Below are 25,639 nucleotides of genomic sequence, written 5' to 3' on the forward strand. Positions count from 1 at the left end.
GCCGGAATAACTCGACGCGCCTGGACAGGCCGCCCGGTCGCGGCGACGGACAGTTAACCCTCGTTCGGAATGCCGTTCCTGATCACATCCCGCATGGCATCGACGAAGATGTCCAGCTCCGCGCGCGTCGTGTAGGTATTCGGCGTGACGCGAATTCCGGTGAAGTCCTCGTGGACGATCGGGGTCGTCAGAATCTTGTGCTTTTCCCAAAGGTGGGCGAAGAGCTTCTGCGAATCGATCCCTACGATCTCGACAGTCGCAATCGCGCAGGAGTGAGCGGGCGACAAATTCGTGTAAATTCGAATCCGATCTGAGCCCTTGAGCCGATCCACCCAGTAATCGCGAAGGAATCGCAGGCGGGCTTCCTTGCGCGCGGGACCGATTCCCTCGAAGAATGTCACTGCCTCCGCAATGGCCATACGCGGGGCGCTCGGATGCGTGCCGATTTCTTCAAACTTCCGAATGTCATCCGACTTTGGATCGGCCGGTGCCGTCAGCGGCCACAAGTCCTTGATCCGTTCGCGTCGGACATAAAGAAAGCCCGTCCCGATCGGCGCACTCAACCATTTATGCAGGCTGGTGGCATAGAAGTCCGCGCCAAGATCGCGGCCGTTGAAGACAAAATGTGCAAAGGCATGGGCGCCGTCCACAATTGCCAGGATGCCGCGCTCCCGAGCCAGCGCGCAGATGCGCTGAACGGGCAGAATCTCCCCAGTGACGTTGACGATATGCGACACAAGAATCACACGTGTACGGGAGGTGATGTGCTTCGCGAACAGGTCGACGATCGCATCGTCCGAATCAACCGGCACGGGGAGCTTTAGTTGAACAAGCCGGATGCGATCACGAAGTTCGCGCTGGCGAATGGTCTGAATCATGCGCGGATAGTCATGATTCGTCGTGAGAAACTCGTCGCCGGGCTTCATATCAATGCCGTTGAGACAGATCTGGAGGCTCTCGCTGGCGTTACGCGTAATGGCCATCTCACCCGGATCGCAGCCAAAAACGCGGGCCAGGCGGGTTCGGACCAGTTCGATCTGCGGATCCTGCATGGTCCAGAGCTGTCGCGGAGGACAGTTGTTCGTGATTGCCAATTGCCGTACGAGTGCGTCATGGACAAATCGAGGCGACGGAGCGACACCGCCATTGTTCAGATTAATCATCGAGCGGTCCACGTCGTACGCCTGTTCGATGTGGGACCAGTAGGATTCGCCCGCACCGCGCCCGCCTTCGCCCGGGCCGGCGACCGGAAAATCGTCTCCCGCCAGTTCGCGCGGCGTACGCCCTGCGGCGACGGCATTCGCACGGGCAAGACAATCAGGCCAATCGTCTCGAAGCGAGATGCCGACGAACGCAGTGGCCGCTGCGGCCGTTTGCTTCAAGAAATCACGACGCATTGGGGCGCGAGCCATGAAACGAACCTCCAATTGGTATCCTACGCGACGAACAGGGACCGCGGCAGAGCGAGCGAGTGCAATGATCGGATCACCGGCGGGGTTTGCTGGCCCGTTCCAACAGATCGGCCAATGCCCTCGCTTGAGACGATCGCATGAAAGGCGACAAATCGACGTCCGCCTCCGGCCGTAACGTTCCGGCGCGGTGTGAACGAACCAATTCAAGCAGGTTGGACTCGATGCCGGCGTGGTCATTGGGACTGACGATCCGGCCGAGTCTAAGCCGTCTCAGTAATGCCGAGACGGCGCCATCCGGCGTCAATGCGAAAATCGGCCTCCGAGCCGCGACATACTCGTATACCTTCGTCGCGATGCAATACTGATCCGAAATCTCGGATCCGATCAGCAGCAGAACATCACTGTTACACATGGTCCGCGTCACTTCATTTCGGGGTACCGGCGATGCCAACTCAACCATCCGGTCCAGCCGGTACTCGTCGACAGCCGCAGCGACGTAAGGCGGCGCGTGGCCGACTATTCGGATCCGCAGCGCGTTTTCGTCGATCCTGCCCTGATCGAGAAGCGAACGTATCGCCTGAAAGAGCGGAACCGGCGATCGGCTGGAGTAGATCGTTCCGAAATACGCCAGAACGACCGGCGCGGCTGGATCGGACGCAGCGCGGACATGGTCTGTCGGAGGTAACTCGCTGTCGTCGATGCCGTTGGGAATGACCACGAACTTGTCAGCCGGCAGATCCGTATTGCGATCAATCATGCGCTGACGTGCCTCATCGGTCGTGAGGACAACAAATCGTGCGGCGGCGATCGCGCGCCGCTCCCACCGCTCATGCATTCGACGATGCCGCGGTCCTGTCACATTCAGCTCGATGTTATCAAACCACGGATCGCGGAAATCAGCAATCCACGGCAGGCCGGTCAATAGATGCAGGTAGTATGCGGCGATATGAGTCGAATACGGCGGTGAACTGGAGTAGAGCACATCGCACTGACGAGCCGGGCGTCGCCCGCGCAGCACCGCCATCGGTATCCAAGGCCAGATATTATCCGGGATGTTTCGCAGAAAGGTGTACAGATTCGATTCTCTCGCCGCGCTCGCGAGACCGACGCCGCTGGGCGAAGTGTTCGACTCGACCAGCGGTCTTCGACGGCGAAACAGCCCGGCCAGTCGACGCACAAGCTTCAATACCGATCGAATACCGCTCGCCGGGGCAAGACATCGCGCGTAGTGAATCCGCAGCGTCGCCGGCAATTCCGAAATGAGCGATTGATCAACTGATTCCTGCGGCTCGCGCGGCGGGTAGGCCAGCACGTCGGCAGACCAGCCCAGCCGGTCCAGATACTTCACGAACTTCGTCGATCGAACGACACCCACCATCGAATGCGGGGGGAAAATCGCCGTGACCATGAAAATTCGACCGCGCGGCGAACCCGGCCGAATCGTTCGCTCCGGCTCGTGAAGGCTTCTGTCCGCAACGGCGGAACTCATTTCCAGTGGCGACGGCGAATTCGACAAATCAACCCTCCCGGTCTTCCGGCGGACGCCGCTTGAAACGCCCCACGATCAAGCGGATCGGGCTTAACGCCAGTCGGCGTTCATCATCGGTCAGGAACCGAGCGTACCACATCAGCGCCACCAGCAGGACTCCGAAGGCAACGCCTCGGATCGCCAGCTTAGCCGCCAGAACAAACGATGTCTTCGCGCCCTCCAGTTCCGGCGTCGGAATAAAGAGGCTGACACAGGCCGCGATCAGAGACAACGACAGAATACGAAGGAGTTCATCCCATCGCATGATATCTCGCGGCCGCATATTCGTGATGCGACAGACGCGCCGGAGCAACAACGCCGCCATCGCGAGCGTCGCCACAACCGTACCAATGCTCGGTGCAAGGAACGACAGCAGCGACCGCTGACCTGCGTAGATCAACAGCGTTGCAACGGCGGCATTCAGCATTAGACAATAGACCGAATAGAAGGCTATCGGCTTCGTATCACCCGCCGCGCGCATCAGCGTCGCATAGAGCGCGACGCGGATCGGCAGGAGCATAAGAAATATCACAAACGGCCATGCCGCCATGGCGTATTTCGGGCCATACAGCAGGACGATGAAGTCGCCCGGGATTGTCGCAAAGAACGCGAATGTCGGAATGATCACCATGCTGCATTTTCGAGCGGCTTCCTGCCAGATGAAGACGGCCTCTCGCAACTTCTGCTCGTGCATGAGCGAGACGAGATTCGGCATGATCGCGGCCGTCACGCTGCTCGTGACGATTCCAATGATCGGCAGCTCCATCGCGCCAACTGAGTAAATGCCGTAGATCACTTCATCACGGTAGTAGAGCGAGATAAGAAACTTGTCGAACTCGCGATTCAATACGCCAACGAGGCCGGTCATGAACAACGGCAGACAGTACCCCAGTTGGCCGCGGATCAGAACCCAGTCCGGCTTCAGCGGCGCCGGAAGAGTGAAGCGGAACATATCGGCGACGGCGATGAGCGTCGTGACCGCCCCTACGCCGACCATGGACCACGCCACGTTTTCAAGCGACGCCCCGAGCCCAAAGGCGATCAGCACCGCCAGAACCCGTCCGACCGTCGAGGCGAGACTGATTACCGAAGATCGAAGTGCTCGGTCGGTGCTCAACAGGTACGCCGGTACGAGTGCGAGTAGCCGTTCGGATAAAGGGAACAACGACAGGATTTTCACCGGCGCTGAGATTGCAGGATTCTGAAAGGATTCGGCGATCAGATCCGCCCCGAAAAACATGACCGCGGAACTGACTGCCGACACCACGAAGCTCAAGCCGACCGACTGCAAGAGAAGCAACCGGTGCCGGTCGGACCCTAGTTTCGGGACGTAGTAATAAAGACTGGCCTCAAACTGAATGGCGAGCAGAGCCGTGGCCGAAGAGAGCACCAGCATCATCTGCCGGTACGTTCCAAACAGAGTCTGGTCGATCATCCGCACGAGGCAGATGCTCAGCGCGATCGTAGAAGCCTGCGAAAGGCCCTGGCTGAACATGATAATGAAACTACGGGTGCGGATTCGCATGGTGTGATCGCAATGCTCCGACGCGCGGGAGGCGGGATCAGTAAACGAGCACCGATATTACAGCTTTACTCCCGGCGGTGCATTGTGAGTTCATCGGATGAAACAGGACGGGCTGGCGATCCCCCCGCTCGACAATTAGCGGACGAATGCCCAATTCAAAATCAGCACCCAGCCGAGCGCGATACGCGGCCCGCGGCCTCAATTTGGCAGAATTTCAATAGATGGGAAAGGCGCCGAGCTCAAGTGCGCCGCAGCCGCGAGGTCTCGACTTCGCCGCGATCGACAATTCCCTTTGCGGCATCGACGAATACCCGGTCGGCGGCGATGGCATGATCGGTACGGAGGCGCGAAATGAGCTGGCCCAGCGTGCGAGCCTGCAACTCCGTGACTCTGGCCTGTGCGTCCGGACAGGTCAGAAGAATATGAACCGTTTTCGGGGACGACTGTTCGTATTGCCCGGCCTTCCAGGCATAGCTCTGATAAAGCTGGCCCGCTTCATCGATCCGATAATGAAAAAAGCCTCGGGCTGCCGCACGACTCTCGGCGCGAACTGCGATCTGACTCCATTGGCGTCCCGATGCGGCCGTGCTTCGGAGCGGCGTGACCGGAGCAAACTGCCCGAGCCAGAACAGAAGCATGGTCCCGCCGGTCATTGCAAAGACGAGTACAGCCAAAGTCCGGTAGTGACGATATTTGTGTCGAACGGCATGAGCCGACATGTTGACCCGCCCGGAAAAGAGCCCCTCTCGGGTGCTCTCGCATTGAAGCTAACTCACACTAAAAACGTATCGGCGAAACACGCCGTTTCTGATCGCAATTTTCGGAAAAAAGTGCAGCGACGGGAATTCGCCGGGAGTCGTTGAATTTCCTTCGCCCTTCGAGACAAATCCCCGCATTCATCCAAGAGACTACGACTGAAACTCGCTCCGCGGACCCATCCGTAGCAGTCAGCGCGGCACCCACTCAATGCACAACCTGGGCCGCCGGATGGCCGAGCCATGAAACCCGATGCACAATCACGGTGAGACCCGGCCTTGCGGCGGAAAGTGTTAATTCGACTGCTGCGTATGCAGTCAAGCGCGATCGCCGTGCGGCGTGCGCGGGGGGAGTGAGGTCGATCCGTCAGATTTTGGTGTTCAGTGCCATCCATGGCTCGCGGCGATTATATCAGCGAATCCGCTGACTCCAAGTGAAAAATCGCCCATTTCACTCGCGCGCCGTAACGAGAATCAATGCGGCGCTGCTCGCCACAATTCGTGCGCTCGCATCGATGGGTCGAATCGAATAAACTGACGTTGAATGGATTCGGCGGAAGGAGGCAATTGAGAATGTCATTTGCAATCAAAAAGGCCACGATCTGGAAGATCGAAACGCCAAACACGCCGGGCGCGATGGCATCGACCCTCGGACCGCTCGCGGAAAGCGGCGTGAATCTCGATCTGGTCATGGGCTACACGAATGCGGAGAAGACGCTCGCCTCTGTCGAGGTCTATCCGATTGCCGGCGGCAAGTCTCAGACCTCGGCTCGAACCGCGGGGTTCTCCAAGGCGGACTTTCCATGTGTCGTCATCAGCGGAAAAAACCAGCCGGGAATCGGTCGCCGAATCGCCGCCGCACTGGCCGACGCCGGAGTCAGCATCAATTTCTTCGTGGCTCAGGCGGCCGGTCCCAACTATGTCGGATTGTTCAGCTTCGAAGCCCAGTCCGAGGCCGATCTGGCTGTCAGAATCCTGAACTCCGAGCTCAAGAAGCCGGAATCGAAAAGCGGCAGCCGTGGCCTGTCCGCGGGGTCTCGCAAGACCAACGGAGGCGGGAAACGCCTCCGCCGCGCAAACAGTCTAAATCAAAAGGGAAAGTGACAAACGAGGTTTTTTCATGAATTCCAAGCGGGTCATTATTGTCCTCCTGGCGGGGGGTTTTGCCATCTCCGCGTGCGATTCCAAATCGTCGGACAGCACACCCACCAAATCCAGCACCGGATCCAGCCCGACGGCGCAGCCCGCACCGAAAAACACCAGCCCCACATCAGCCGAGCCGGCCCCAGCAAACCCTCAGCCTGCTCAACCAACGACCGCGCAGCCCGCGAATCTCCCGCAGCCTGCGGCACAGTCCGGTCCCCGCGCGTCCACGCCGGAAACGCACTATGACTTCGGCATCGTGTGGACCGGGCGAACCATCATTCATCCTTTCAACATCCGGAATGACGGAGAACAGCCCCTCCGCCTGACCAAGCCCCACGCCTATTGCAGTTGTTCCACGGCCGATGCCTACTCCGAAGTGATCAACCCCGGCGAAGTCGGCCAGGTACAGTACCGGCTCAATCTCCTGAACAAATCCGGCCCGGTGAACGAATGGCTGGAGACTCAGACGAACGACCCCGCGCGGCCAGTTCTTCGATTCGAGATGACCGGTTTCGCCCGAGTGATCTGCGAACTCAAGGTCACCGAAGATATTCGGCTTCTGGATGGATCGATTCCCGTCGAGAAGGCATCCGAGGTGGAGAATGCTCGTGGTGACTTCGGCCGCGTAACGACGAACCAGAATCTCCGGCGCATCATCCGCATGACCAACGCCTCCGGCGTCCCGCTCCAGCTCGAACTTCAGCCCATCCGGGCCGCGTCGGTCAGCGGCGATGGCGCGACAGCCATGAGCGTTCAACCCATGTTCGACGCCGTCCTGAATCCGGTGGAGGAGGGGGAGGTCTACGATCTAACGGTCGTCGGCAAGCCGCCCTTCCATTTCGGATACAACACGACCTCGTTGCAGTTCAAAACCGGAATCGCCGACTATCCCGTCTATACCGTTAACGTCTATGCCTTTTGTCCGCCGAGATTGGAGATCTCTCCGACCAAGATCGTCTTCAACCAGCAGGCCAGCAACAGACAACGGAAGATCACGATTCGCAACAACGGAAACACACCCCTCAAGGTCACGAGCGTCGCAACGACCGACCCGCGCATCCGTGTGACGTTGTTGGCGCCTGATCCGACGAAACCCAATGAGCTCGAAGTCGAAGTGTTGATTCCAAACGATCCGAGCTATCTGCCGCCCACCTATGGCGAGATCATCCGAATCGAAACGACGGATGAAGAGCGCCCGGTAATTGATACCTATGTCCTGCCCGATCTGAGAGCGCCCGCGACCGATCGACCCGCGGACAAGCCGCTCCAGTTCACGCCGGGAACGATGCTCCAGTAACTCGCTCTCAAGGGTGGATCAATTCACGCGGTCCGGCGCCGGCATGTCATGCCGCACGGCTCAAGTCGCGGTTCGTCATCGGCGAGCAGCCTGCAGCGATCTCCAGATCGTATCACGCGCGAATTCCGAGAAGTGGACGGGCATTGCAGGGCGCACGCCGAGGTCATCCCTGCGAAACTCGGGAACGGCTCCCTGCCGGGCTGAAACCCTCGCCGTTCGGGCCGTATCGCGAAATCCACCGCCGCGAATCGCGCGATTCCCGCCCCATCCCATGCCGGATTGCCGCCGCCCGTCATAGTCCTCAAACCTTGACTCATAACTGCCGAACGCGTCGAAAGTCCATTCCGCGACGTTGCCAAGCACATCGTGCAGCCCATAGCCGTTCGGAGGATATTGCCCGATGCGAGACACCCGACCGAGGCTCACCACGCCGCTCGTCGTGCTGCGAGAGATGTTTCCGATTGCCGGCACGACCGCGCTTTCATCACCGGTCCACCACGGCGACCGCGTCCCGGCACGAGCGGCGAATTCCCATTGCGCTTCGGTCGGCAGCATCAGACCGGCGTCCCACAGCACGGACTCGCATTCATTCCACGAAATCTGTTCCGCCGGCCGGGGCGACCCGCCAACGGAGTCCGCATCCGAGACCATCGAACGCGAGTCAGCCGCCAACAGTAACGAGCGGTGCACGCTCGTCAGTCTGACCCACTGATCCACCGTCACCTCGTACTTCGAAATGAAATATGGCAGTAATCGAACGGTCTGCACGGGTGACTCATTCGCTTCAGCCATCGGGTCCCCAGATACCGAACCACCGAAGTGCGATGCGCCAGGTTCGTTTACCTCGGCTCCCGATCGACTCGCTCCCATTTCGAACTCGCCCCCGGGGATCAACACGAGAACAATCCCCGAATCCGGAGTGATCTGCAGACAGCCGTCCGGATTGCGAATCGGAATCTCGCCGGAGTAAAGGTGGCAAAACTCCCAAAGCCCGCTGCGCGGGTCGCGGCCGATCGGAACCAGCCCGATCTGAGTATCGAACCATGATCGATCGGCTCCGTCGAACGCCTCGGTAATCCTGGCATACTGCGGACATTCCGTCGGATTCGTGATGGATCGAATCGCCTCCTGCCAGTCGTCCCAATGTGCGCCAAGTGTCAATTCTTCGGCACACGCGGCGAATTCGTAGCGTTTCCTGACCAGCGTCGCCACGCCGATTGTGGGATTGAAGAATTCCTCGAGGCCGCTCTCCAGCAGGATCAGCGCGTCATGCTGCAACTGGTCCGCCATGTCTCGGAAAACGCAGACATGGCCGGTCGAAACCAGCTTCGACAACCGCGCCTCTTGTCGTTCGAGATCCGCGACGCGATCGCGAAGCGCACTGAGGGCGTCATTGCTGTCCGAATCGGACGCGGCCCGCCCCCCGGCCCGATCCACCAATTGAATCGCTCTCAGTTGTTCCTGCGCCGCGAATAGCTCACTTCGAAGTTCTCGCAACTCGCGGACATGCCGAAGAACAATGCGGTCGTAGTCCCGTTTCAGGTTGACGGACTCGGTGCGGTCATGAAGTCGTCGAAGTGCGATGCGGCACTTCTCCAGGAGCGTCTCATTTGTTCCGTCCGCCGACAGGGAACCGGACCCGCCGGACCTGGAATCGCGCTCGCCACGGCGGGCGGCGGATGAATCCGTCGGCCGCTGGCTATTGACGGAAATATAGAACCAGTTCGCGGGCGCAAGCGGCGCGGCTCGTGCCAGCCATCCCGACATCTTCGAGGCATTCTCCGGAATCGGCGGGCCGAGGTTTCCCGCCTCGGACGCCAATGACTCGAGCTGGCCCGCGCCGGCCAGCATGCGAATTTCCTCCACGCGTTGATAGTATTGTCGAAAACCCCATACCGCGGCGATCAATGCGACAAGCAGGATCGTGAAGACTGTCACCACTGACGCCACCAGCGCTCGATTTCGCCGCGTGAACTTCGCAATCCGGTAGAGCGCTCCGGGCGCACGCGCCCGAATCGGTTCGTTGTTCAGAAAACGCCGAATGTCCGCGGCAAATTCGGCGCAGGACTGGTATCGCCGTGCTCGATCCTTCTCAAGCGCTTTATGTATGATCGTTTCGATATCGCCGCGAAACTGGCGATTGACCAGACTCAGCCGCGTTGGTTCCTCTTCAACAATCGCTCGAAAGGCATCCGGAATGGAGCGTCGCGACAAATCGATCGGATCGCGCCCGGTCAGCATGCGATAGCCCAGCACCCCCAGGGCGTACACGTCCGATCGGGCGTCGAGCGATTCGATATTGCCGCGCACCTGCTCCGGGCTCATGTAGGCCGGCGTGCCGACCCACTTTCGGGCATCCGTTCGCATCGTCACCGCGGCAAGGTCCGAATCCGTGACCCGGGCAACGCCAAAGTCCAGCACTTTCGGCTGTCCGGTCGAATCGACGAGGATGTTGCTCGGCTTCAGATCGCGATGAATCACGTTGTTGAGATGGGCGTGCTCGACGCCGTCGCAGACTTTTGCAAGCAGTTCCAGCCGTGCATCAGGCGTCAGGACGTTCTCAACGCAGAAATCGGTCAGCGGTAGGCCGTCGACCAGTTCCATCGCGAAGAAAGGCTGCATGCCGGAATTGATCTCGGCGATGCCCGCTTCATAGATATGAGCGATGGCGATGTGATGAAGACGCCCGAGAACGAGCGCCTCCTTCTCGAATCGGCGCACCATGTCGGAGCTGATCAGACCCGACCGCAAAACCTTGAGCGCAACGATGCGCTGGGTGAGCGGCTGCTCCGCCTCGTAAACGAAACCCATGCCGCCGCGCCCCAGCTCACGAAGAATTCGGTATTCGCCGATGCGCTCGGGGGTCTTGACTGTGCGCGCATCGGCCGCCTCAACCTGCAGACGCGCCGCATCAATGAGAAGGTCGTCTGGATTGTTTGAGGGAACGTGCGGAGCCATCATTAAACACGTGCGGGATTATTTGTTTCCTTTCACCGCAGGAAGGGGCGATCCGGCGGCGGACGTCATCGATAGTACATGATTCGCGAATCCGAACCGAGACGTTCCCGCAATCGACTGACTGCCCGAATTCGCATCAAGTGGACTGCGCCCGGCGACTTGTTCATTCGGGTCGCGACTTCGGACACGCCCAGACCCTCCAGAAAAATCCAACGAATGATGTTGGACCAATCCGCCGGCAATGCGTTGATTTCGGCTTCAAGTATGTCGCGAAGCTCTTTGCCCATCGCGTGCCATGACGGCGACGCCATGCCGCCGGTCAGCAGATCATTAAGCCACGCAAGGTCGCCATCGGTGTCGGATGTGGACACCCGGTCGCCGGGCTGTGGCCGTTTGTCCCGCTCCAGCGATTGAATCGCATCGCGCAGGTTGTTTTCAGCGATTCGCCGCAGCCAGCTTCGAAAAGATCGGGAATCCCCTTTGAAATGAGAAATCTGCAGAAAAGCCTCCATGTAGGTGACCTGCATCACATCGTTCGGTTCGAGGACCGACTGCCACTTCGGGTTGATCTCCAGATGCTCCCGAATGGCCGGACCGTGGCGCCGCAGCAATTGCGCGATGGCGTCGCGATCGTCAGCCCGAGCGCGGAGCAATAGTTGTTCGTCGGAGGACTCAAACTCGCCGCCGGGCGACGTGGACATGCTTGACGACCGCCTTGTGAATCGATCAACGCTGGAATCCGTCCGCTCGATGCGCCGCGGCTCGCAGACATCCCCTGCAAGCCGCTCCGCGCAGCGCCCGGAAGCTCCGCGCCTCGTTCACATTGTATCATCGAACCAAACGTGTGAACGCGAATTCCGCCGTGGCCTGGATAAAGGTCATCTCCGGCGGGCACGAGTGAATTCGCCGTCTGCCGGTTCGCGCCCCGGGAACAGCGGCGAAATCGGCAGGATTCACTCTCGCTCGGCCCGGATAAGCAGGACATCCTGAACCGGCTGTTCTCCGTTCAGCGGGACGGCCGCGATGTCATCAACGACATCCATGCCTTCGATAACCCGGGCAAAGACGGTGAATCCGCCGTTCTGGTTGTCGAGGTTCTGGGAATTGTCTTTCAGATTGACGAAGAACTCGGATGTGGCCGAATTGGGATCGCCGCCAACTTTGGCCATGGCGACCGTGGCTCGCAGGTTGCTGCGCGTCGGGCTGAATTCATTGACGATCGGTGGCCGTCGGCCTTCGGGTCGTACCAGACCCGGAAGAAATCCACCACCCTGCACGACAAAATCAGGCACAACACGATGGAAAATCGTGCCGTCATAAAAGCCGTCAGTGACATACTGGAGAAAATTGCTGGTGGTAACAGGCGCATCATCCACCAATTCGAAGACAATGTCACCCAGCGACGTGGTCAAGCGGACAAGATTTGCCGTGACAACCCGGAATTCACCACTAAGAGAAGCCGTTCCGGTATCCGGATTCTCCACGATCACGTCATAATCACCCAGCGTGGCTCGGCTGAGATCAAAATCGACGGTCAACTGCTGGGATGAATCGCGGGTGACGTTGGTCGCGTCGATCCGAGTCGCGCCGCGCTGAAGCCGCGCCGTGGCTCCCTCGGCAAAATTCGCGCCCATCAATCGCAATCCATTCAAGTTCGTGCCCACTTCGCCGTATCGCTCTGAAATGGACGTCAATGCGATTTCATCGGAGGTGACCACGACCTGCACGAACACGAAATCCGACTGCCCCTGATCGTCGAAGACATCGAGGCGAACGAAGTACTCACCCGGTGCGGCAAACGTGTGCGAAACCTGGAGGCCGCCATCGGGTGATTTCACCCCGTCGCCAAAATCCCAATCGTATCGAACGATCTCGCCGTCGGGGTCGGTGCTCCGCGAGGCGTTGAACCGCACGAGAAGCGGGTTCACATCGTCGATTTCGAACCGGAATCGGGCCTCAGGCACGCCGTTAAGGAAAAGCGTCCGCTCCGTGAATGCCCTGCCGCCGCGATCGTCCTTGACTGTCAGCCGCACCGTGTACAGTCCGGCGCGTTCAAACGCATACTCGACATCTGAACCAATCGCCTGACCACCATCGCCAAAATCCCAGCGATATTCAACTATCGAGCCGTCAGGATCGCGGCTCCGCGAGGCGTCGAATCTGCGCGTGATGCCGAGAGCGGGCTCTGCCGGTGTGACCTCCTGGACCGAAAATGTCGGAACCGGCAACTGATTCGGGCTTAAAACCGTTACGGGCAATGCGCCCGTTGCGATCAACTCGGCCGGACGTTGACCGATGACGTCTGCCAGAGAGTACAGCCGTACCGTGACCGTGAAGGTGCCGCTGGCCGAATAGACGTGCGAAATTCGCTTCCCGCGCTCACGGTCAAGCCCGCGCTTGGCGGAGCCGTCGCCGAACTCCCAACTGATCTCGAAGGCATCCGGATAGGAGCGCAAATCGACTTCAAACGTGCGTTCCGCGGCATCTTCGCGCGGCGAGGATGCAATGATGGCCGGCGGCCCGCGCAGCGCATCGATCAACCGCAGGTTCGCACTGGAGTCGCAGGTTCCGCCCGTCATTCCAAGCGAACCCGTCGCGCAAGTCAGCAAGAAAAGCCAATGAAAACGCTTCATGACGAAGGTACCCCTCCACCGCCCCGTGCATTGCAAAATGGCTGGTCGCCGCAACTTGACGGCCCCCACCGCCCAGCGTGTCGAGCCGCAGCCCTTCCGATCATACGCCGACGTCATCGCGCTTTCAGCATTTCTTGCCGATAACCGGGAAAAGACTGCCGCTTCCGGCCAATGGGGGCGCGACAATCATTTTTCAGGCGGACTGGGCGGGACATCATCACGGAAGTTCGCAGCAGACTCGGGCTGAAATGACGGCATGCTCCGATAACCGATGGGCTGTACGGAATCACATGGACTCGTCGGACCGGGGTCTCAAGCGGCCCGATATTCGTGCCGATAGAAATGACCGAGGCTGTGGGTCTTCCGCCGATTGGCGGGACAGCCTGGCTTGGAGGGTCCGAGTAACGGCGAGCTCGGACCCTCTTTTTTTATGCGCGTGATTCCGGCCGATGAATGCCACAAATATGGCACATTTGCCGGTCTCTTACCTGGCGAATAGACGGCCAAGCCACATCAAGTTGGGCAGTGGATGCCGCGACTACCGCATCGCGCGAACACGTGCGACGAAGTCGGAGAGCTGCTGGATCGTCGCGCGGCCCGGCAATTCGTGCTCGATTCCCGCAAAATGGAAACCCAGGCCAAGCCGACGCTGCCCGTCCATCACACAATGCCGGTACATGCCGTCCAGCAACAGCGATTCGCCCGGACGTGTCGTGATTTCCACTCCGACGACTTCGCCTGAAGACAACCGTGGATTCTGATCGGCGCGTGTCTCAATCAGCACGCCGCCCATCGAAATGTTGGCGACCCGCCCCGAACAAACCGGCCACGCCACAGCGCCTTCCGTCGGTACGCCGCCCTCCCAGATCTTGGCGGCGACAAATGTGTTCTCAGGGACGATCACGCGCTGATAGGCGCGGCGTTGAATGGCCCGGACCTGACTGGGCAGTCTCAGAACGACGCCGACGTTCGTTCGACCGTCCGCGTTCTTCTCAGGCTGCGCGGTGACGACATGAGTGAGAAACAGGCACTTCTTGTGGCCGCGCCGAAATGAGACGCCGACCTGCTCACCCGTCCCGGGAAATCGGTTTTCACCAGATTCAGGGGCATCCTCTTCAATCACAACCTGGATTATTCCGTTGCCGGCGTCAAATCGACGAAAAACCGACCGCAGACTTACCCAACGGCCTTCCATCGCAAATGAGATATTCGCCTCAACCTGCTTCTCGACGGCCCAATTCAGAACGGCCGTCTGCGAGTCGGATTCGACTGGAGCTGTCACATGGGTCATGTTCATGCCTTTGCAATGAATTCGGCCGTACCAATTCCGTCGGCACCGAGTGCCCGACGCAGGTTCGCGATCTTTCGCGCGTCCTTCTCGCTACAGACAAACTGGAGTCCCAGTAAGGTGCATCCTTCACTACCCGGCATCATGTTCGAAACCGTGGCCGGAAGTTCGATGCGATCAATGCCGGGAAGTTCGAAGGATGTCATCAAACGCTCATGGCGATCAACGTTCATCGCCACCGCATCTTCGACCCGACAGGCGATCCCATCGGCGCTGATGTTAAGCAGTGCCGCCTGATACTGGTGCGTCCGGCCGTTGCGCGTCCATGACAACGACACCTTGGAGGACGGAGCCAGGCTCGCGCGGAAGAATCGTCTGCGTTCCATTACGACCAGTTCGCACGGTCGCTCAAAAGCCAGCGTTTGTGTTTCGCCCCAACGAGGCGAGCTCGTGATTCGTGTGCGAAACATGAATCGCCGCTCACCATAGATCTGGCCGTCGCAATGCGTGTCGATGACTCGGCGGAGATCAATCGCCGGTCGTCCGGTCACTTTCATCAGAATGGCCTGAGAGTCCCCGGCGATGACGAAACCGTTGATTGTTGCTCCGCGAAACTCCGGGGACTCGAGAATAACCGGAACCTGCTGCCGGACAGCCGATTCGAGTGCCTGAGCCGTGGCATCCTGATCAAGTTTGATGGCGTGACGCATCGAAGCGCTCCCGATCACCGCATCGGCGCGTGCGATCGCAATACAGGACAGCGGACCTTCCGCCCGGTGGAACCGCGAGCGTGGCCTTACATGAACTGTATGAAATCTCGGAGATTACGAGAGATTACTTAAGATACGACCCGCCCGCCCAGATTCACGACACGCGGAATCTCCTGCGTGGGAAGTCGCACGTCGAGCAGCATCATCTCATCGCTATAGGACGTGTGCAGAATGTGACCGTACTGGCTTACATAGGCCAGTAATCGACCGTTTGAACTGGAAGTCTCGATTTGAACTCGTGCGTATCGATGCCGCATGAGTTCGATAACACGCTCGGACAACCGGGGAATTCCCTGTCCAGTCTGCGCGGATATCTCGATCGCATCATCAAGCTCATTGCGGAGCAGATGGATCGACGAATCGTCTTGGAGCGCGTCGACCTTGTTGAGTACGTTGATTCTCGGAATATCGGAGCATCCAAGCTCCACCAGAACATGTTCAACCGCTCTGACCTGCCCTGCGGCGTCATGACTCGATGCGTCGATCACGTGCAGCAACAGATCAGAGTGAATTGCCTCCTCAAGCGTGGCCCGAAAGCTCGCCACGAGATGGTGTGGCAAATTCCGCACAAATCCCACCGTATCGGAAAGCAGCGAACTTTGCCCGCCGCCGAGGTCCCACCGACGGGTTTTTGTATCGAGAGTGGCGAACAGTTTGTCCTCGACGAGGGTATTCGCCCCCGTCAACGCATTCATCAGCGTGCTCTTGCCCGCGTTGGTGTAGCCGACAAGGCTGACCGTGAAATGGTCGCTTCGTGACCGAACCTCGCGCAGCTTGCGATTGTCGATCTGCTGAAGCTGCTCCCGCAGAAAGGTCACGCGCTTCTGGACAAGGCGACGGTCAATTTCGATCTGACGCTCACCAGGGCCGCGCGTACCGATTCCCCCGACCGCGCCGGCTCCCTGACCACCGCCGGCTCCTGCGATTCGCTCGAGGTGAGTCCACATGCCGCGCAGCCGCGGCGCGGTATACTCCAACTGGGCCAACTCAACCTGAAGCCTGGCGGCATGGGTGCGGGCCCGGCTGGCGAAAATATCGAGTATCAACTCAGTCCGATCGATGACCCGTCTCTTGGCAATTTTCTCAATCTCGCGGATTTGAGACGGAGCCAGGTCATTATCAAAGATGATGATATCGGCCGACTTGTCCGCAGCGTACAACGCCAGTTCCGCTGCCTTGCCGCTCCCGATGCATGTAGCGGGGCAGACGGTTGGCCGGCGCTGAACCATTCGACCGACAATCTCAGCGCCGGCGGCCGAGGCCAGGGCGGCAAGTTCAGACAGCGGATCGTATCGCGTCACGCCTCGATCTTGATCGGGAAGAATCAGTCCGACGAGTACGGCTTTTTCCGCAGCGACGCCGTTAGAGATACGTTTTACTTCTTTCAAGTGGCTCCTTGTCGATTCGGAACGCACTGCTCGTTTCTTATCCCGCTCACAGAACGCAGCAGAACGGCGGTGGCCGAACCTATCATTCTAGAAATCATTTGAAGCGACGGTCAAATTCTGTTTGCCACCGCAGTATGTCGCCCCCGCGGAGGAATCGAGCGATGCGGACGGATTCGACTTAATTTCCAACCGAATGATGCCGACTAGATTCCCGACGGACTTCGAAATCGAAGTATACCACAAGGCGGCCCCCATTCGGAAGATCGATCATGCTTGAGTTTCACGCAGCCAGCGATCGGGCAGCTCGATTTGCAATTGAAACCGGCAACATGCCGAACCTGTTCGTCATACACGCGCTTCAGCGATGCGAAGGCTACGAACCGTGCTTCGGTCGATCAGAGAGCCTCTGCCCTCGATCGCACTGTCGATGGTTCAGCAGTTGCATGTCACTGACCCAGTTCGATCCGGACGCGCGGTCCCGGCGGCTTCCGAACAATCTGATTTCCGAACCGGAGGAACGATCAGTTCCCCTCAGCGTTCTCGGACTGCCCCACCCGGCATACTCCGGTCGACCGCGGCCCGCGATCCCCGGCGCGACCCGATCGCCGACGGCGGATGCCGAGGAATCGAAACCTTCCGTTCGCCGACCGCCGACGAGAGGGCTCCCGAATCGTCGCTCCGTACCACGCAAATCAAAACCCCCGGTGGCCAATCCGTAACCCGGTCGCGGTGCCGATCCGAGTGGTCCCCTTTCCTGCGATTTCAGCCGTCCTCCGCCGCAACTCGGCGTTTCCAAGCTGACCACATGCCCCTGACGCGGCTCGCCCTTTCGTGTTTCGACGAAACGCGAGTTGTCCGGCATTCATCAGCGTCAACTGAAATGCGTCGACCGTCTCATCGTCGGGTGTCTCGAATGCCACGCCTTCGACCGCGTTCCAGGGAATGAGATTCACGCAAGTCGGCAGTCCGCTCAAATAGTGCGTTAACTCTCGAGCGTGCTCAATCTGATCATTCAATCCTTTGATCAATACATACTCGATCAGGACGTGGCCACCGGCGCGGACGGGATAATCGGCGATCGCCTTGCGAAGTTCCGCCATCGGCTCAAGTTGGTTAATGGGCATGATCTGCGAGCGAACGGCATCATTTGAAGCGTTCAGTGATACGGCCAATCCCAACCGCTTCCACCGCAACTGTGCCAATCGCCGGATTCCACTGCATTTTCCGACAGTCGAGACAGTGATTCGACGTCTGGCAATCGGATTATGGCGATCTGTGTGGAAAATTTCGATTGTTCGAATGACGTTGTCGAGATTGTCCATTGGCTCGCCCATGCCCATAAAGACCACATTCCGGATCGCAGCGTGCAGTTCCAGTCGGGCGGCCGTCGCCTGGTCAACTATTTCCTCGACCGTGAGATTTCGAATCAGCCCCATGCGGCCGGTCTGGCAGAATGTGCAAGCCCGGGCACAGCCAACCTGCGAACTTACACACAGTGTATTCCAAGTTTTGTCACGAGCGCCCATTGGAATGATGACGCTTTCGGTTTCATAGCCATCCGTTGTGCTCTGACAGAATTTTGTGGTTTGACCGTCGACAAGGACTTTAGTGACAGGCCGACGACCCGACGCCACAACCGGGACACTGGGATTGTGAAAGATGGATGACATTTTGGAGGATTCGAAATTGACCACTACGAGTTCGTCTACTAAGATACTCTCCGACGTCTCGGGCTGCGAGCCCGACGGCCGGACCGACTGGAAACCGACCCGACGGCGATGCGTCAAATGAAGAACTCCTGGCAAAATCGATTGACCCCTGCTCTTGCGTCTGCGATCCCGCCCGGATGCGTAATTCAACTAAGGGTGGCGATCAGGTCACCGCTTGGGAACTTCAGTTGTATGAGGTCCCGCCGCGGACTTTCGCATCCCTATCCCTAGACCTATAGAAGCTTGATCTGACTTGGGATGGCGCACGTTGCGGCGGCTGAGAAATTTTTCTCCGACATGGGCACGGGAACAAATGTAAATAACGCGACGTATCCGAAAACATGTTCCTTCAAGGATGCCTGTGCCCAAAGGCGGTCTCCATGTGCAGTCAATGCTTGACGAAAACACCACGAATCGTTAAAAGTGTTAGGTCGTTGAACGTTATTTCAACGTCGACGGCCGCGTACCCAAGTGGTTCAAGGGGACGGATTGCAAATCCGTTATTCGCCGGTTCGAATCCGGCCGCGGCCTTGAACCCCTTCTCTTCATCTTGGCTCGAATTGTGCCGGACTCGTCTGAGGCGATTCGCGGCTTCGTGGGCTTGTATTCTCAATCCTGATTATCGACACCGGAACTTTGCTAGCGGCGCTGAGGATTCCCTCCGGGAGCCAGACGCGATTTAGGTCTCTCGAATTCCCGTCCGGAACCGGCGGGGGCGAGCTTGATCGAGGATCTGTTCAATGCCTAGGAAGAATCATCCCGCCGGGCGGTCAGCTGATGTGAAGCTCACGCTGAACTCCATTCCAAATGCCGAGATGGACGTCCTGTCCTGTGTATGGCGCGAAGAACCGGTCACGGCCGCTCGCATCCGCGAAATGATGAAGAACCTGCGTCCGATGGCCCACGGTTCAGTCGTGACACTCCTGAATCGGCTGGTTAACAAGGGTCTTGTTTCCAAGGAGAAGGGAGCGGTTGGAAAGGCCTTCGTATTCAAATCCCGAACAAGCCCCGTCCATTTGCATCGACGCCTCGTTCGCGAGATGCTCGATCGCGTCTTCCAGGGTCGGGTCGTCGACATGGTGTCCACCATCCTTCAGGTTGCCAAGTCGATCGATTCTGAGTTGGTTGAACTGAAAAAACTGATTGGCAGTATGAGGCCTTCCAGGAAATCGCGTCGCTAGCCCGACCGGACAATTCAATTCATCTTGAAGATCGCGGAACGCCGGCCATGTCCGCCGATCCTTCGGGGGCTTCGGCTGGCAGAGTTTGCCCCCTCGAAGTATTCTTTCGTTCATGACAGCCGAGTTGCCTCCCATCACGCAAATGGGATCGCCGATTATCGTCCCCACACGCGAGGGCTATGACCGGTGGGCCGAATTCTACGACGTGGACGACAACCCCCTTGTCAAACTCGAGGAACCGGTGGTTCGACGGCTGCATGGGGATCCTCGCGGACTTGATGTGCTGGATGTCGGCTGCGGCACGGGTCGATGGGCGCACCAACTGGCGGATGCCGGGGCGAGCGTGACCGCCTTTGATTTCTCGCTCGGCATGCTCAGGAAGGCGCGAGAGAAATCGACTCGCCATCCAATCCGCTTTCTTGTTCACGACGTCGCTCACGATCTTCCGTTTGCTGACAATTCATTTGATCGCGTGAATTGCTGCCTGGTGATTGACCATGTCGCCGATCTGGAAAGACTGTTTCGGGAAATGGGCCGCGTATGCCGTTCAAGCGGCAGGATCATTGCATCAACGCTGCATCCAGCCATGATGCTCAAGGGCACCCAAGCGAGGTTTCGCGACCCGACAACCGGTCAGGAAACACGTCCGCGGAGTGAGCCGCATCACATCTCAGACTATGTCATGGCCATCATTCGTTCGGGCCTTGGACTTGCGCGCATGGAGGAACATGTGGCCGACGAGGCACTCACGGCACGATCGCCGCGCGCGGTGAAATACCTTGGCTGGCCGATGTTGCTGGTTTTCGAACTCCAGCCCTGATTGCAATGACCGATTGGAAGGTTCCAGCCAATTGAAATCGGACCATCGCGCGGAGTTCCGAACCTTGTCGGCCGCCCCGGTCGTCACGAACACCAGGTGTCTCGACTGTTCCATGGATCAGACTGCACATACAATCGACGCAACAAATGTGACATGAAAGAACGCGCATGATCGATCCGAACCACGTGATACTTCAATGTCCGAACGGGCACGAATTGCAGGCTGCAAGGACCGACCTTGATAAGAAACTGGAGTGTCCGGTTTGTAATGTCACCTTCCTGCCGGTTATTGAGGACACATCCCGATCCGGCGTCCCCGCTCCGCAGCCGCTTCCACTGCTTCCGCGGCCTGACCGACCGGCGTACACGAACTGGATGCTGGGGTTCTGGATCTGGGTGCCCTCATGGCTGACGTTTTTCGCCCTGCTGAGCGTGCTGTTTCCAAGTCTTGGCGCGTCGGGCGGTGTTTCCAAACTCCCGCCCTCGGTCTCGATGCTGCTCGGATCGGTGTCATGCCTTTGGCTCGTCTGCATTGCCGTGGTTATCGTGATGCAGTTGATGTGGATCTTCCGGGTACATGTCGACGCGGAGCGCTTTGGCTATCGCGTCGTCTCACCGGGCCTTGCGTTGGGGCTTTCGCTGATTCCGGTGGTCAATATCATCTGGACAGCGTATGCCTTGTTGCGCCTCGCGCGCTTCAGCGCGGAGGACTCCGGCAGTTTGCGGGGGGTGAAGTCCGGGGCGTCGATAAACTGGGCCCGCGTCAATCTAATTGCATCACTGCTGGTCCTCGCTACATTTTTGACTGCGACATACCTGCTGAATGCGACGATCGAGCAGGCGCGGCTTGAGGCGCTTCAGCAGGGCGTGCAGGACAATACGCCAGAAATGACCGCCAAGGTCAAGGAGCTGGCGGGATTCACGCCGGTGGTATTCCTTGCCCCGCTGCTCATCAGCTGCGCCGGAACCGTCGTCTATGCATTCGCTGTGAGGCGGGTTGAAGACGCACTCTACGAGCGATTGCGTGACCGCGACAGAAGCCCGCCTCCGCAGACGTGACGACTCAATGCCCGGCTTCGGATGTTCGCGGACGGGCCATCGACTCACGCACTTCGGTGGCATCCTGAAGCCGTCCGGCTTGTTCGTAGGCGACGCCGAGACGCTCTGCGGCGTCGTGCGTCTCGCGGGCTGAATCTCCACGAACGGCACGAAGCCGATCAAGGCTCGATTTCATAAGCTGGATTCCCAGATCAGATTCGCCATCCTCGAACAGCATCGCGCCAAGCGAACTTTGAAGCGAAGCAGTTCGCCAGTCGTCTGCGGCGTATCGTGCGTCGCCGATCGCCAATGCCTCGTCGAGTGCCGCCCTCGCCTCCTGCCGATTCCCCTCGATTCGCAGCAGTTCCGCAAGCAATCCGAGCGAGTCGGCCAGATCGCCCTGTCCGGCATCAAGCACCCCGCGATCCACCGCCTTTCGACGCAGTTGAAGCGCTTCGATGCAGGTCGTTTTCGCTTCAGACAGCCGACCCATCGCCTTCTGAGTCAGGGCAAGACTGTGCATCGCACGGGCGACAAAGAGATGCTCCTCGCCGAGGTTCTTGTCCTCTCGCAAAACCGAGATTGCCAATCGGAAGTATCGTGCTGCCTCGTCATACTCTTCAAGATCAAACAGCAGTTTGCCATAGTTGTTGTACGATTTCTGAACGTCCGGATGACCCTCTCCGAGCGCCTCGCGTCGCAGGCGTATGGCTTCAAGATAATAGGTCTTTGCGGATTCGTATTTTTTCCCCTGGCGAGCGAGTGCGCCAAGATTGTTGAATGTTTCCGCGGCGTTTCGTTTCGCATCGTTCACGGCCGCGATGGGCGTGTCCTCTCTGGAAAGCAGTTCGCTCAGGATGGACTCCCGCATGGAAAGCGCGTCGATGTAGCATGCACGCGCCGCATCCAGTTTGCCCTCGGTCTTCAGCACGAGACCAAGGTTATTCAGGTTGACTGCGATGTCCTCGTGAGGCGGCCGCTGGAGGTGTCTCGTAATCTCCAGTGCTGCTGAGAACAGTTTCCCGGCTTCGGAGACCTGACCGGCAAGAAAGCAGTTCTCCCCCAGATCGCGCAAAACCATCGCCGTGTCAGAATTGCGATCACCGCGCAATCGCCGGAAGATATCATTCGCCGCTCGCAAGTGCCGATCGGCCGCGGGGTAATCTCCGAATCCGCGAAACAGCTTTCCCAGCGTGTGATGCAGCGAGGCGGCGACGAGCGGCTCGTCAACCAGTTCGCGATCAACCATTCGCTGTGCTTCGCCCAGCGCCTCCAGCACCGTCACGTCGCGACGCCCTCGATTCCACGGATCAGATGTCTCGTAGAAGCGCGTCAGCACTTCATTCAGACGCCGAATGCGGCGAGCCTCTCGCACCGCGTCGCTCCACATCCAACCGGCCGCGGTGATCAGCGAAATTACAAGCGCCGAAGCCAATGCGAACGGCAGTCGATGACGAGCGACAAACTTCTGTAGCTGATAGCTCGCGCTGGCTGGGCGAGCGACAATCGTGTGGCCCGACAGAAACCGCCGGAGATCATCTGATAGAGCTGAAACGGCCGCATAACGCCGCGCAGGATCCTTCTCCAGCGCCTTCAAGAGAATGATCGAGACATCGCCGGGGATCGCGCCGTTTATTTTTTTCGGCGGAGCGGGCGCCTGTTCGCAAATCACCTTTATCGCTGAAAGCAATGATCGATTGCTCACGTCATATGGCAGCCGATCAAGCAGTATCTCATAAAGAATCACCCCCAACGCATAAACATCGGTACGCACGTCGATGGAATCGGTCAGCCCCTGTGCCTGCTCAGGGCTCATGTAGGGAACCGTGCCCAACAGGCGCCCGGTGCCGGTGTCCAGCGTCGCGATGCCGGCCTCGGGCCCGATCGCTCGGGCTAACCCGAAATCCAGAATTTTCGGCCGACCCTCAGGAGTGATCAGAATGTTGGAAGGCTTCAGATCGCGATGGATGATTCCCCGTTGATGCGCATACGCAATGGCATCGCAAATCGTGCAAAACAGGTCCAGACGGCGACGCAGTCCGGCGCGGGTGGAGACCCCGCCCGATCCCTCCACCCCGCCCGCACGCATGGCGGTCGAAAGCTCCACCCCCTCGACCAGTTCCATCGCATAAAAGCACTGTCCGTCCTCCGAGATTCCGGCTTCATAAATCGATGCGATCCCGGGATGATTCAGCCGCGCGAGCGTTTGCACTTCACGTTCGAACATCCGTACGCGCAATTCGTCGGCATGAACGCCGCCGAGGACAAGCTTCAGCGCGACACGTCGCGCGGGCTGACGTTGCTCCGCTTCGTAAACAACCCCCATTCCACCCTGGCCAATTCGCCGAATGATGCGATACGCGCCAATGAATTCCGGTTGTCGAATTTCGGTGGCGCGCCGCGGAGATAGGCCGATCTGGTCCAGTTCTCCAAGAATCTCTCGCATTTCGTCAATTTGCTCGCGGCAGGACGGGCATGAACTCACATGCGCCGCCACCTCGGAACGAACAGCATCGCTTTCGTTTTGTTCGTGGACAAATGCCCAGAGTCGATCATGTGACATGTCGCAGGACATGATTTCATCCTACGAAGGAAGCGCGGGACGGGAAAGCGCCGCGATCCGCGGGCCGCAAAGCACCAAACCCCAAAGCAATCGCACAAATGCTTCTGAAAATGCTCTCACTCGCTTGAACTGAAACGGGTATGCGACGCCAGCATCTGCCGAAGGTGCTCCGACGCCCGCACGAGCCGGCCCTTGATTGTCGCATCTGTCACACCGAGCGCCTCGGCCATCTCTTCGCGAGAGAGACCCTGAAAGTGCTTGAGAATCAACACTTCCCGATACTCCTCAGGCATCGCTCCGATAATCTGGCGGATCAATGCCGCACGTTCCTCCCTCGCAACGCGCGTGTGCGGTCCGGCGGTGTCGCGCGCCGCATCAAATCCGCTCTTAAGTGGTCGATTATGCGTCGGACTTCGCTGATGCCGGCGCAGGATGTCCAGGCATCGATTGCGGGCCACCTTGTAAAGCCAGGGCTTCACTGCACCGGTCGGCGGTTCTTCGGTTGATCCGAGCTTCGCGAAAGTGTCTTGCGCGACATCCTCGCCTAGCGCCTCATCGTCCAGATAAGCCGCGCAAAATCGACGGATCGCATCCCAGTACCGTTTCGTCAATTGTGACAAGGCGTCGGCGTCGCCACGATGCACGCCTGACACCAGCGCTTCATCTGTCGGGACTGATTCCATCTGCTTCGTCCAGAGCGAACACCGGCCCCCGGTTTCCGAGGACAACCCGCCCGAATCTTAATCCGTGATCCCACGCGATGCGGAGAAAAAAATCAAATTTCGCGGTCCAGACGGCCTGTCCGATCGTGAAAATTCCTGAGCAGTCCCGTACGACGTACCGAGATCCGAAGTGCATCGGTCCATCCGAACGTCGCTCAGGCGCGGGGCGAGCCTGTACTCCCCGCCGTGGTTGCATGTGGCCTCACTACAGCTTGCCGAAAACCATTCAGGAACGCAAACCCTTAAGGAGCCCAGATCATGATTCGAAAATTGACCAGTCACTGCATGATTATCGCCCTGTCGTTAATCCCCACGATGGGAGCTCAATGCGCCGGGACGGGCCCCGAAAACCTGGGACCGTTCGATCGAGGCACCGGTCCGACCGAATCGGAACTTCCATCCGACGGTCGAGTCGATAGCCCGGCGGACGGGCCCCAGGACGCTCCCCGCGACGGCGACGAAGAAAAGCCCGAAACAGTCGACCCACTGGAAAGCCAGACCCGGGAGTTCCTTAACGCAAAAGTCCTGACAGAGATCTCCACGTCAAGCAACTTTGATCCGGTCAGTGGTATCGCGTTTATTGATCATTTCCGCAGCGACCTCAAGTTGTGCTCGAACGGCCGGTTCTCGTATCTTGAAGTCAAGGAAACGACCATCGGATCGAACTTCTCGCGGAACGAATTTGCTGCGTTAGGAAAATGGAGCGTTCGGGTGGAGGCGAACCCCTCTCAGGTCCTGCTTGTCCTGAACGCGGAGCAGGTCTCCGAGGGCGAGTTGTTCGCGTCCGAATTGCGGATTGAGCAGAACGCGAACGGCGAGACGTTCCTTAACAATACCCGGACTTTTGTGACCGATGGGGACGACAATTGCGAATAATTTCATTCCAAAATGAGAATCCGCAGTCCAT

The 25,639-nt window shown here is 58.9% G+C and carries 19 protein-coding genes and 1 tRNA gene; 7 read left to right on the plus strand and 13 right to left on the minus strand.

Going from position 1 to position 25,639, the window contains the following annotated elements; translation table 11 throughout:
- Positions 1-53: 53 nt before the first annotated feature.
- The 4 genes from KF841_07195 to KF841_07210 all read right to left on the minus strand — a co-directional run bounded on the left by KF841_07195 (position 54) and on the right by KF841_07210 (position 5,184).
- Positions 54-1,412, minus strand: coding sequence for an aminotransferase class V-fold PLP-dependent enzyme (locus KF841_07195; GenBank protein ID MBX3395139.1), 1,359 nt, complete (start codon positions 1,410-1,412; stop codon positions 54-56).
- 73 nt (positions 1,413-1,485) lie between these two features.
- On the minus strand, positions 1,486-2,928 hold the full coding sequence (locus KF841_07200; protein MBX3395140.1) for a glycosyltransferase: 1,443 nt from the start codon (positions 2,926-2,928) through the stop codon (positions 1,486-1,488).
- A 1-nt stretch (position 2,929) separates the two neighbouring features.
- Positions 2,930-4,465, minus strand: a complete 1,536-nt coding sequence (locus KF841_07205; GenBank protein MBX3395141.1) for an oligosaccharide flippase family protein — start codon at positions 4,463-4,465, stop codon at positions 2,930-2,932.
- A 239-nt stretch (positions 4,466-4,704) separates the two neighbouring features.
- Positions 4,705-5,184: an N-acetylmuramoyl-L-alanine amidase gene (locus KF841_07210; GenBank protein MBX3395142.1), complete on the minus strand. Its 480-nt coding sequence runs from the start codon at positions 5,182-5,184 to the stop codon at positions 4,705-4,707.
- 609 nt (positions 5,185-5,793) lie between these two features.
- Here KF841_07210 and KF841_07215 point away from each other — a divergent pair.
- Entirely contained in the window at positions 5,794-6,324 is a 531-nt protein-coding gene (locus tag KF841_07215; protein MBX3395143.1) for a hypothetical protein, read from the plus strand.
- A 16-nt stretch (positions 6,325-6,340) separates the two neighbouring features.
- Positions 6,341-7,663, plus strand: coding sequence for a DUF1573 domain-containing protein (locus KF841_07220; protein ID MBX3395144.1), 1,323 nt, complete (start codon positions 6,341-6,343; stop codon positions 7,661-7,663).
- A 75-nt stretch (positions 7,664-7,738) separates the two neighbouring features.
- On the opposite strand, the gene KF841_07225 is transcribed toward KF841_07220, so the two are convergent.
- From KF841_07225 to KF841_07255, 7 genes are all read right to left on the minus strand, one after another.
- Positions 7,739-10,624, minus strand: a complete 2,886-nt coding sequence (locus tag KF841_07225; GenBank protein ID MBX3395145.1) for an SUMF1/EgtB/PvdO family nonheme iron enzyme — start codon at positions 10,622-10,624, stop codon at positions 7,739-7,741.
- Positions 10,625-10,686: 62 nt separating this feature from the next.
- Entirely contained in the window at positions 10,687-11,322 is a 636-nt protein-coding gene (locus KF841_07230; protein ID MBX3395146.1) for a sigma-70 family RNA polymerase sigma factor, read from the minus strand.
- Between the two features lie 252 nt (positions 11,323-11,574).
- The gene (locus KF841_07235; GenBank protein MBX3395147.1) at positions 11,575-13,254 is read right to left on the minus strand and encodes a peptidylprolyl isomerase; all 1,680 of its coding nucleotides are present in this window, start codon (positions 13,252-13,254) and stop codon (positions 11,575-11,577) included.
- 538 nt (positions 13,255-13,792) lie between these two features.
- Positions 13,793-14,545, minus strand: coding sequence for a PilZ domain-containing protein (locus KF841_07240; GenBank protein MBX3395148.1), 753 nt, complete (start codon positions 14,543-14,545; stop codon positions 13,793-13,795).
- Between the two features lie 2 nt (positions 14,546-14,547).
- Complete coding sequence (locus KF841_07245; protein MBX3395149.1) at positions 14,548-15,252, minus strand: PilZ domain-containing protein; 705 nt, start codon at positions 15,250-15,252, stop codon at positions 14,548-14,550.
- A gap of 128 nt (positions 15,253-15,380) precedes the next feature.
- On the minus strand, positions 15,381-16,700 hold the full coding sequence (gene hflX / locus KF841_07250) for a GTPase HflX (protein MBX3395150.1): 1,320 nt from the start codon (positions 16,698-16,700) through the stop codon (positions 15,381-15,383).
- 692 nt (positions 16,701-17,392) lie between these two features.
- On the minus strand, positions 17,393-18,370 hold the full coding sequence (locus tag KF841_07255) for a 23S rRNA (adenine(2503)-C(2))-methyltransferase RlmN (protein MBX3395151.1): 978 nt from the start codon (positions 18,368-18,370) through the stop codon (positions 17,393-17,395).
- A 496-nt stretch (positions 18,371-18,866) separates the two neighbouring features.
- Between KF841_07255 and KF841_07260 the strand changes: the two genes are divergently transcribed.
- The 4 genes from KF841_07260 (at position 18,867) to KF841_07275 (ending at position 21,468) form a co-directional block, all read left to right on the plus strand.
- Positions 18,867-18,940: transfer RNA gene (locus tag KF841_07260), tRNA-Cys, on the plus strand.
- A gap of 209 nt (positions 18,941-19,149) precedes the next feature.
- Positions 19,150-19,590, plus strand: coding sequence for a BlaI/MecI/CopY family transcriptional regulator (locus KF841_07265; protein MBX3395152.1), 441 nt, complete (start codon positions 19,150-19,152; stop codon positions 19,588-19,590).
- A gap of 112 nt (positions 19,591-19,702) precedes the next feature.
- The gene (locus KF841_07270; protein ID MBX3395153.1) at positions 19,703-20,410 is read left to right on the plus strand and encodes a class I SAM-dependent methyltransferase; all 708 of its coding nucleotides are present in this window, start codon (positions 19,703-19,705) and stop codon (positions 20,408-20,410) included.
- 167 nt (positions 20,411-20,577) lie between these two features.
- Entirely contained in the window at positions 20,578-21,468 is an 891-nt protein-coding gene (locus KF841_07275) for a hypothetical protein (protein MBX3395154.1), read from the plus strand.
- 4 nt (positions 21,469-21,472) lie between these two features.
- Here the strand turns inward: KF841_07275 and KF841_07280 are convergent, their stop codons facing one another.
- Both KF841_07280 and KF841_07285 read right to left on the minus strand, forming a co-directional pair.
- A complete protein-coding gene (locus KF841_07280) occupies positions 21,473-24,022 on the minus strand; it encodes a serine/threonine protein kinase (protein MBX3395155.1) in 2,550 nt (849 codons plus the stop codon).
- A 104-nt stretch (positions 24,023-24,126) separates the two neighbouring features.
- The gene (locus tag KF841_07285; protein MBX3395156.1) at positions 24,127-24,693 is read right to left on the minus strand and encodes a sigma-70 family RNA polymerase sigma factor; all 567 of its coding nucleotides are present in this window, start codon (positions 24,691-24,693) and stop codon (positions 24,127-24,129) included.
- A gap of 297 nt (positions 24,694-24,990) precedes the next feature.
- Here KF841_07285 and KF841_07290 point away from each other — a divergent pair, with 297 nt between their 5' ends.
- A complete protein-coding gene (locus KF841_07290) occupies positions 24,991-25,608 on the plus strand; it encodes a hypothetical protein (protein MBX3395157.1) in 618 nt (205 codons plus the stop codon).
- Positions 25,609-25,639 lie beyond the last annotated feature (31 nt).

Source organism: Phycisphaerae bacterium, assembly GCA_019636475.1.
In the GTDB taxonomy this organism is placed as follows: Bacteria; Planctomycetota; Phycisphaerae; order UBA1845; family UTPLA1; genus JADJRI01.

Coding starts and splice junctions, on each gene's coding strand:
- KF841_07195 (MBX3395139.1), bottom strand. CDS start 1,412: ATGGCTCGCGCCCCAATGCGTCGTGATTTCTTGAAGCAAACGGCCGCA.
- KF841_07205 (MBX3395141.1), bottom strand. CDS start 4,465: ATGCGAATCCGCACCCGTAGTTTCATTATCATGTTCAGCCAGGGCCTT.
- KF841_07210 (MBX3395142.1), bottom strand. CDS start 5,184: ATGTCGGCTCATGCCGTTCGACACAAATATCGTCACTACCGGACTTTG.
- KF841_07215 (MBX3395143.1), top strand. CDS start 5,794: ATGTCATTTGCAATCAAAAAGGCCACGATCTGGAAGATCGAAACGCCA.
- KF841_07220 (MBX3395144.1), top strand. CDS start 6,341: ATGAATTCCAAGCGGGTCATTATTGTCCTCCTGGCGGGGGGTTTTGCC.
- KF841_07225 (MBX3395145.1), bottom strand. CDS start 10,624: ATGATGGCTCCGCACGTTCCCTCAAACAATCCAGACGACCTTCTCATT.
- KF841_07230 (MBX3395146.1), bottom strand. CDS start 11,322: ATGTCCACGTCGCCCGGCGGCGAGTTTGAGTCCTCCGACGAACAACTA.
- KF841_07235 (MBX3395147.1), bottom strand. CDS start 13,254: ATGAAGCGTTTTCATTGGCTTTTCTTGCTGACTTGCGCGACGGGTTCG.
- KF841_07240 (MBX3395148.1), bottom strand. CDS start 14,545: ATGACCCATGTGACAGCTCCAGTCGAATCCGACTCGCAGACGGCCGTT.
- KF841_07245 (MBX3395149.1), bottom strand. CDS start 15,252: ATGCGTCACGCCATCAAACTTGATCAGGATGCCACGGCTCAGGCACTC.
- KF841_07255 (MBX3395151.1), bottom strand. CDS start 18,370: ATGTCATCCATCTTTCACAATCCCAGTGTCCCGGTTGTGGCGTCGGGT.
- KF841_07265 (MBX3395152.1), top strand. CDS start 19,150: ATGCCTAGGAAGAATCATCCCGCCGGGCGGTCAGCTGATGTGAAGCTC.
- KF841_07270 (MBX3395153.1), top strand. CDS start 19,703: ATGACAGCCGAGTTGCCTCCCATCACGCAAATGGGATCGCCGATTATC.
- KF841_07275 (MBX3395154.1), top strand. CDS start 20,578: ATGATCGATCCGAACCACGTGATACTTCAATGTCCGAACGGGCACGAA.
- KF841_07280 (MBX3395155.1), bottom strand. CDS start 24,022: ATGTCCTGCGACATGTCACATGATCGACTCTGGGCATTTGTCCACGAA.
- KF841_07285 (MBX3395156.1), bottom strand. CDS start 24,693: ATGGAATCAGTCCCGACAGATGAAGCGCTGGTGTCAGGCGTGCATCGT.
- KF841_07290 (MBX3395157.1), top strand. CDS start 24,991: ATGATTCGAAAATTGACCAGTCACTGCATGATTATCGCCCTGTCGTTA.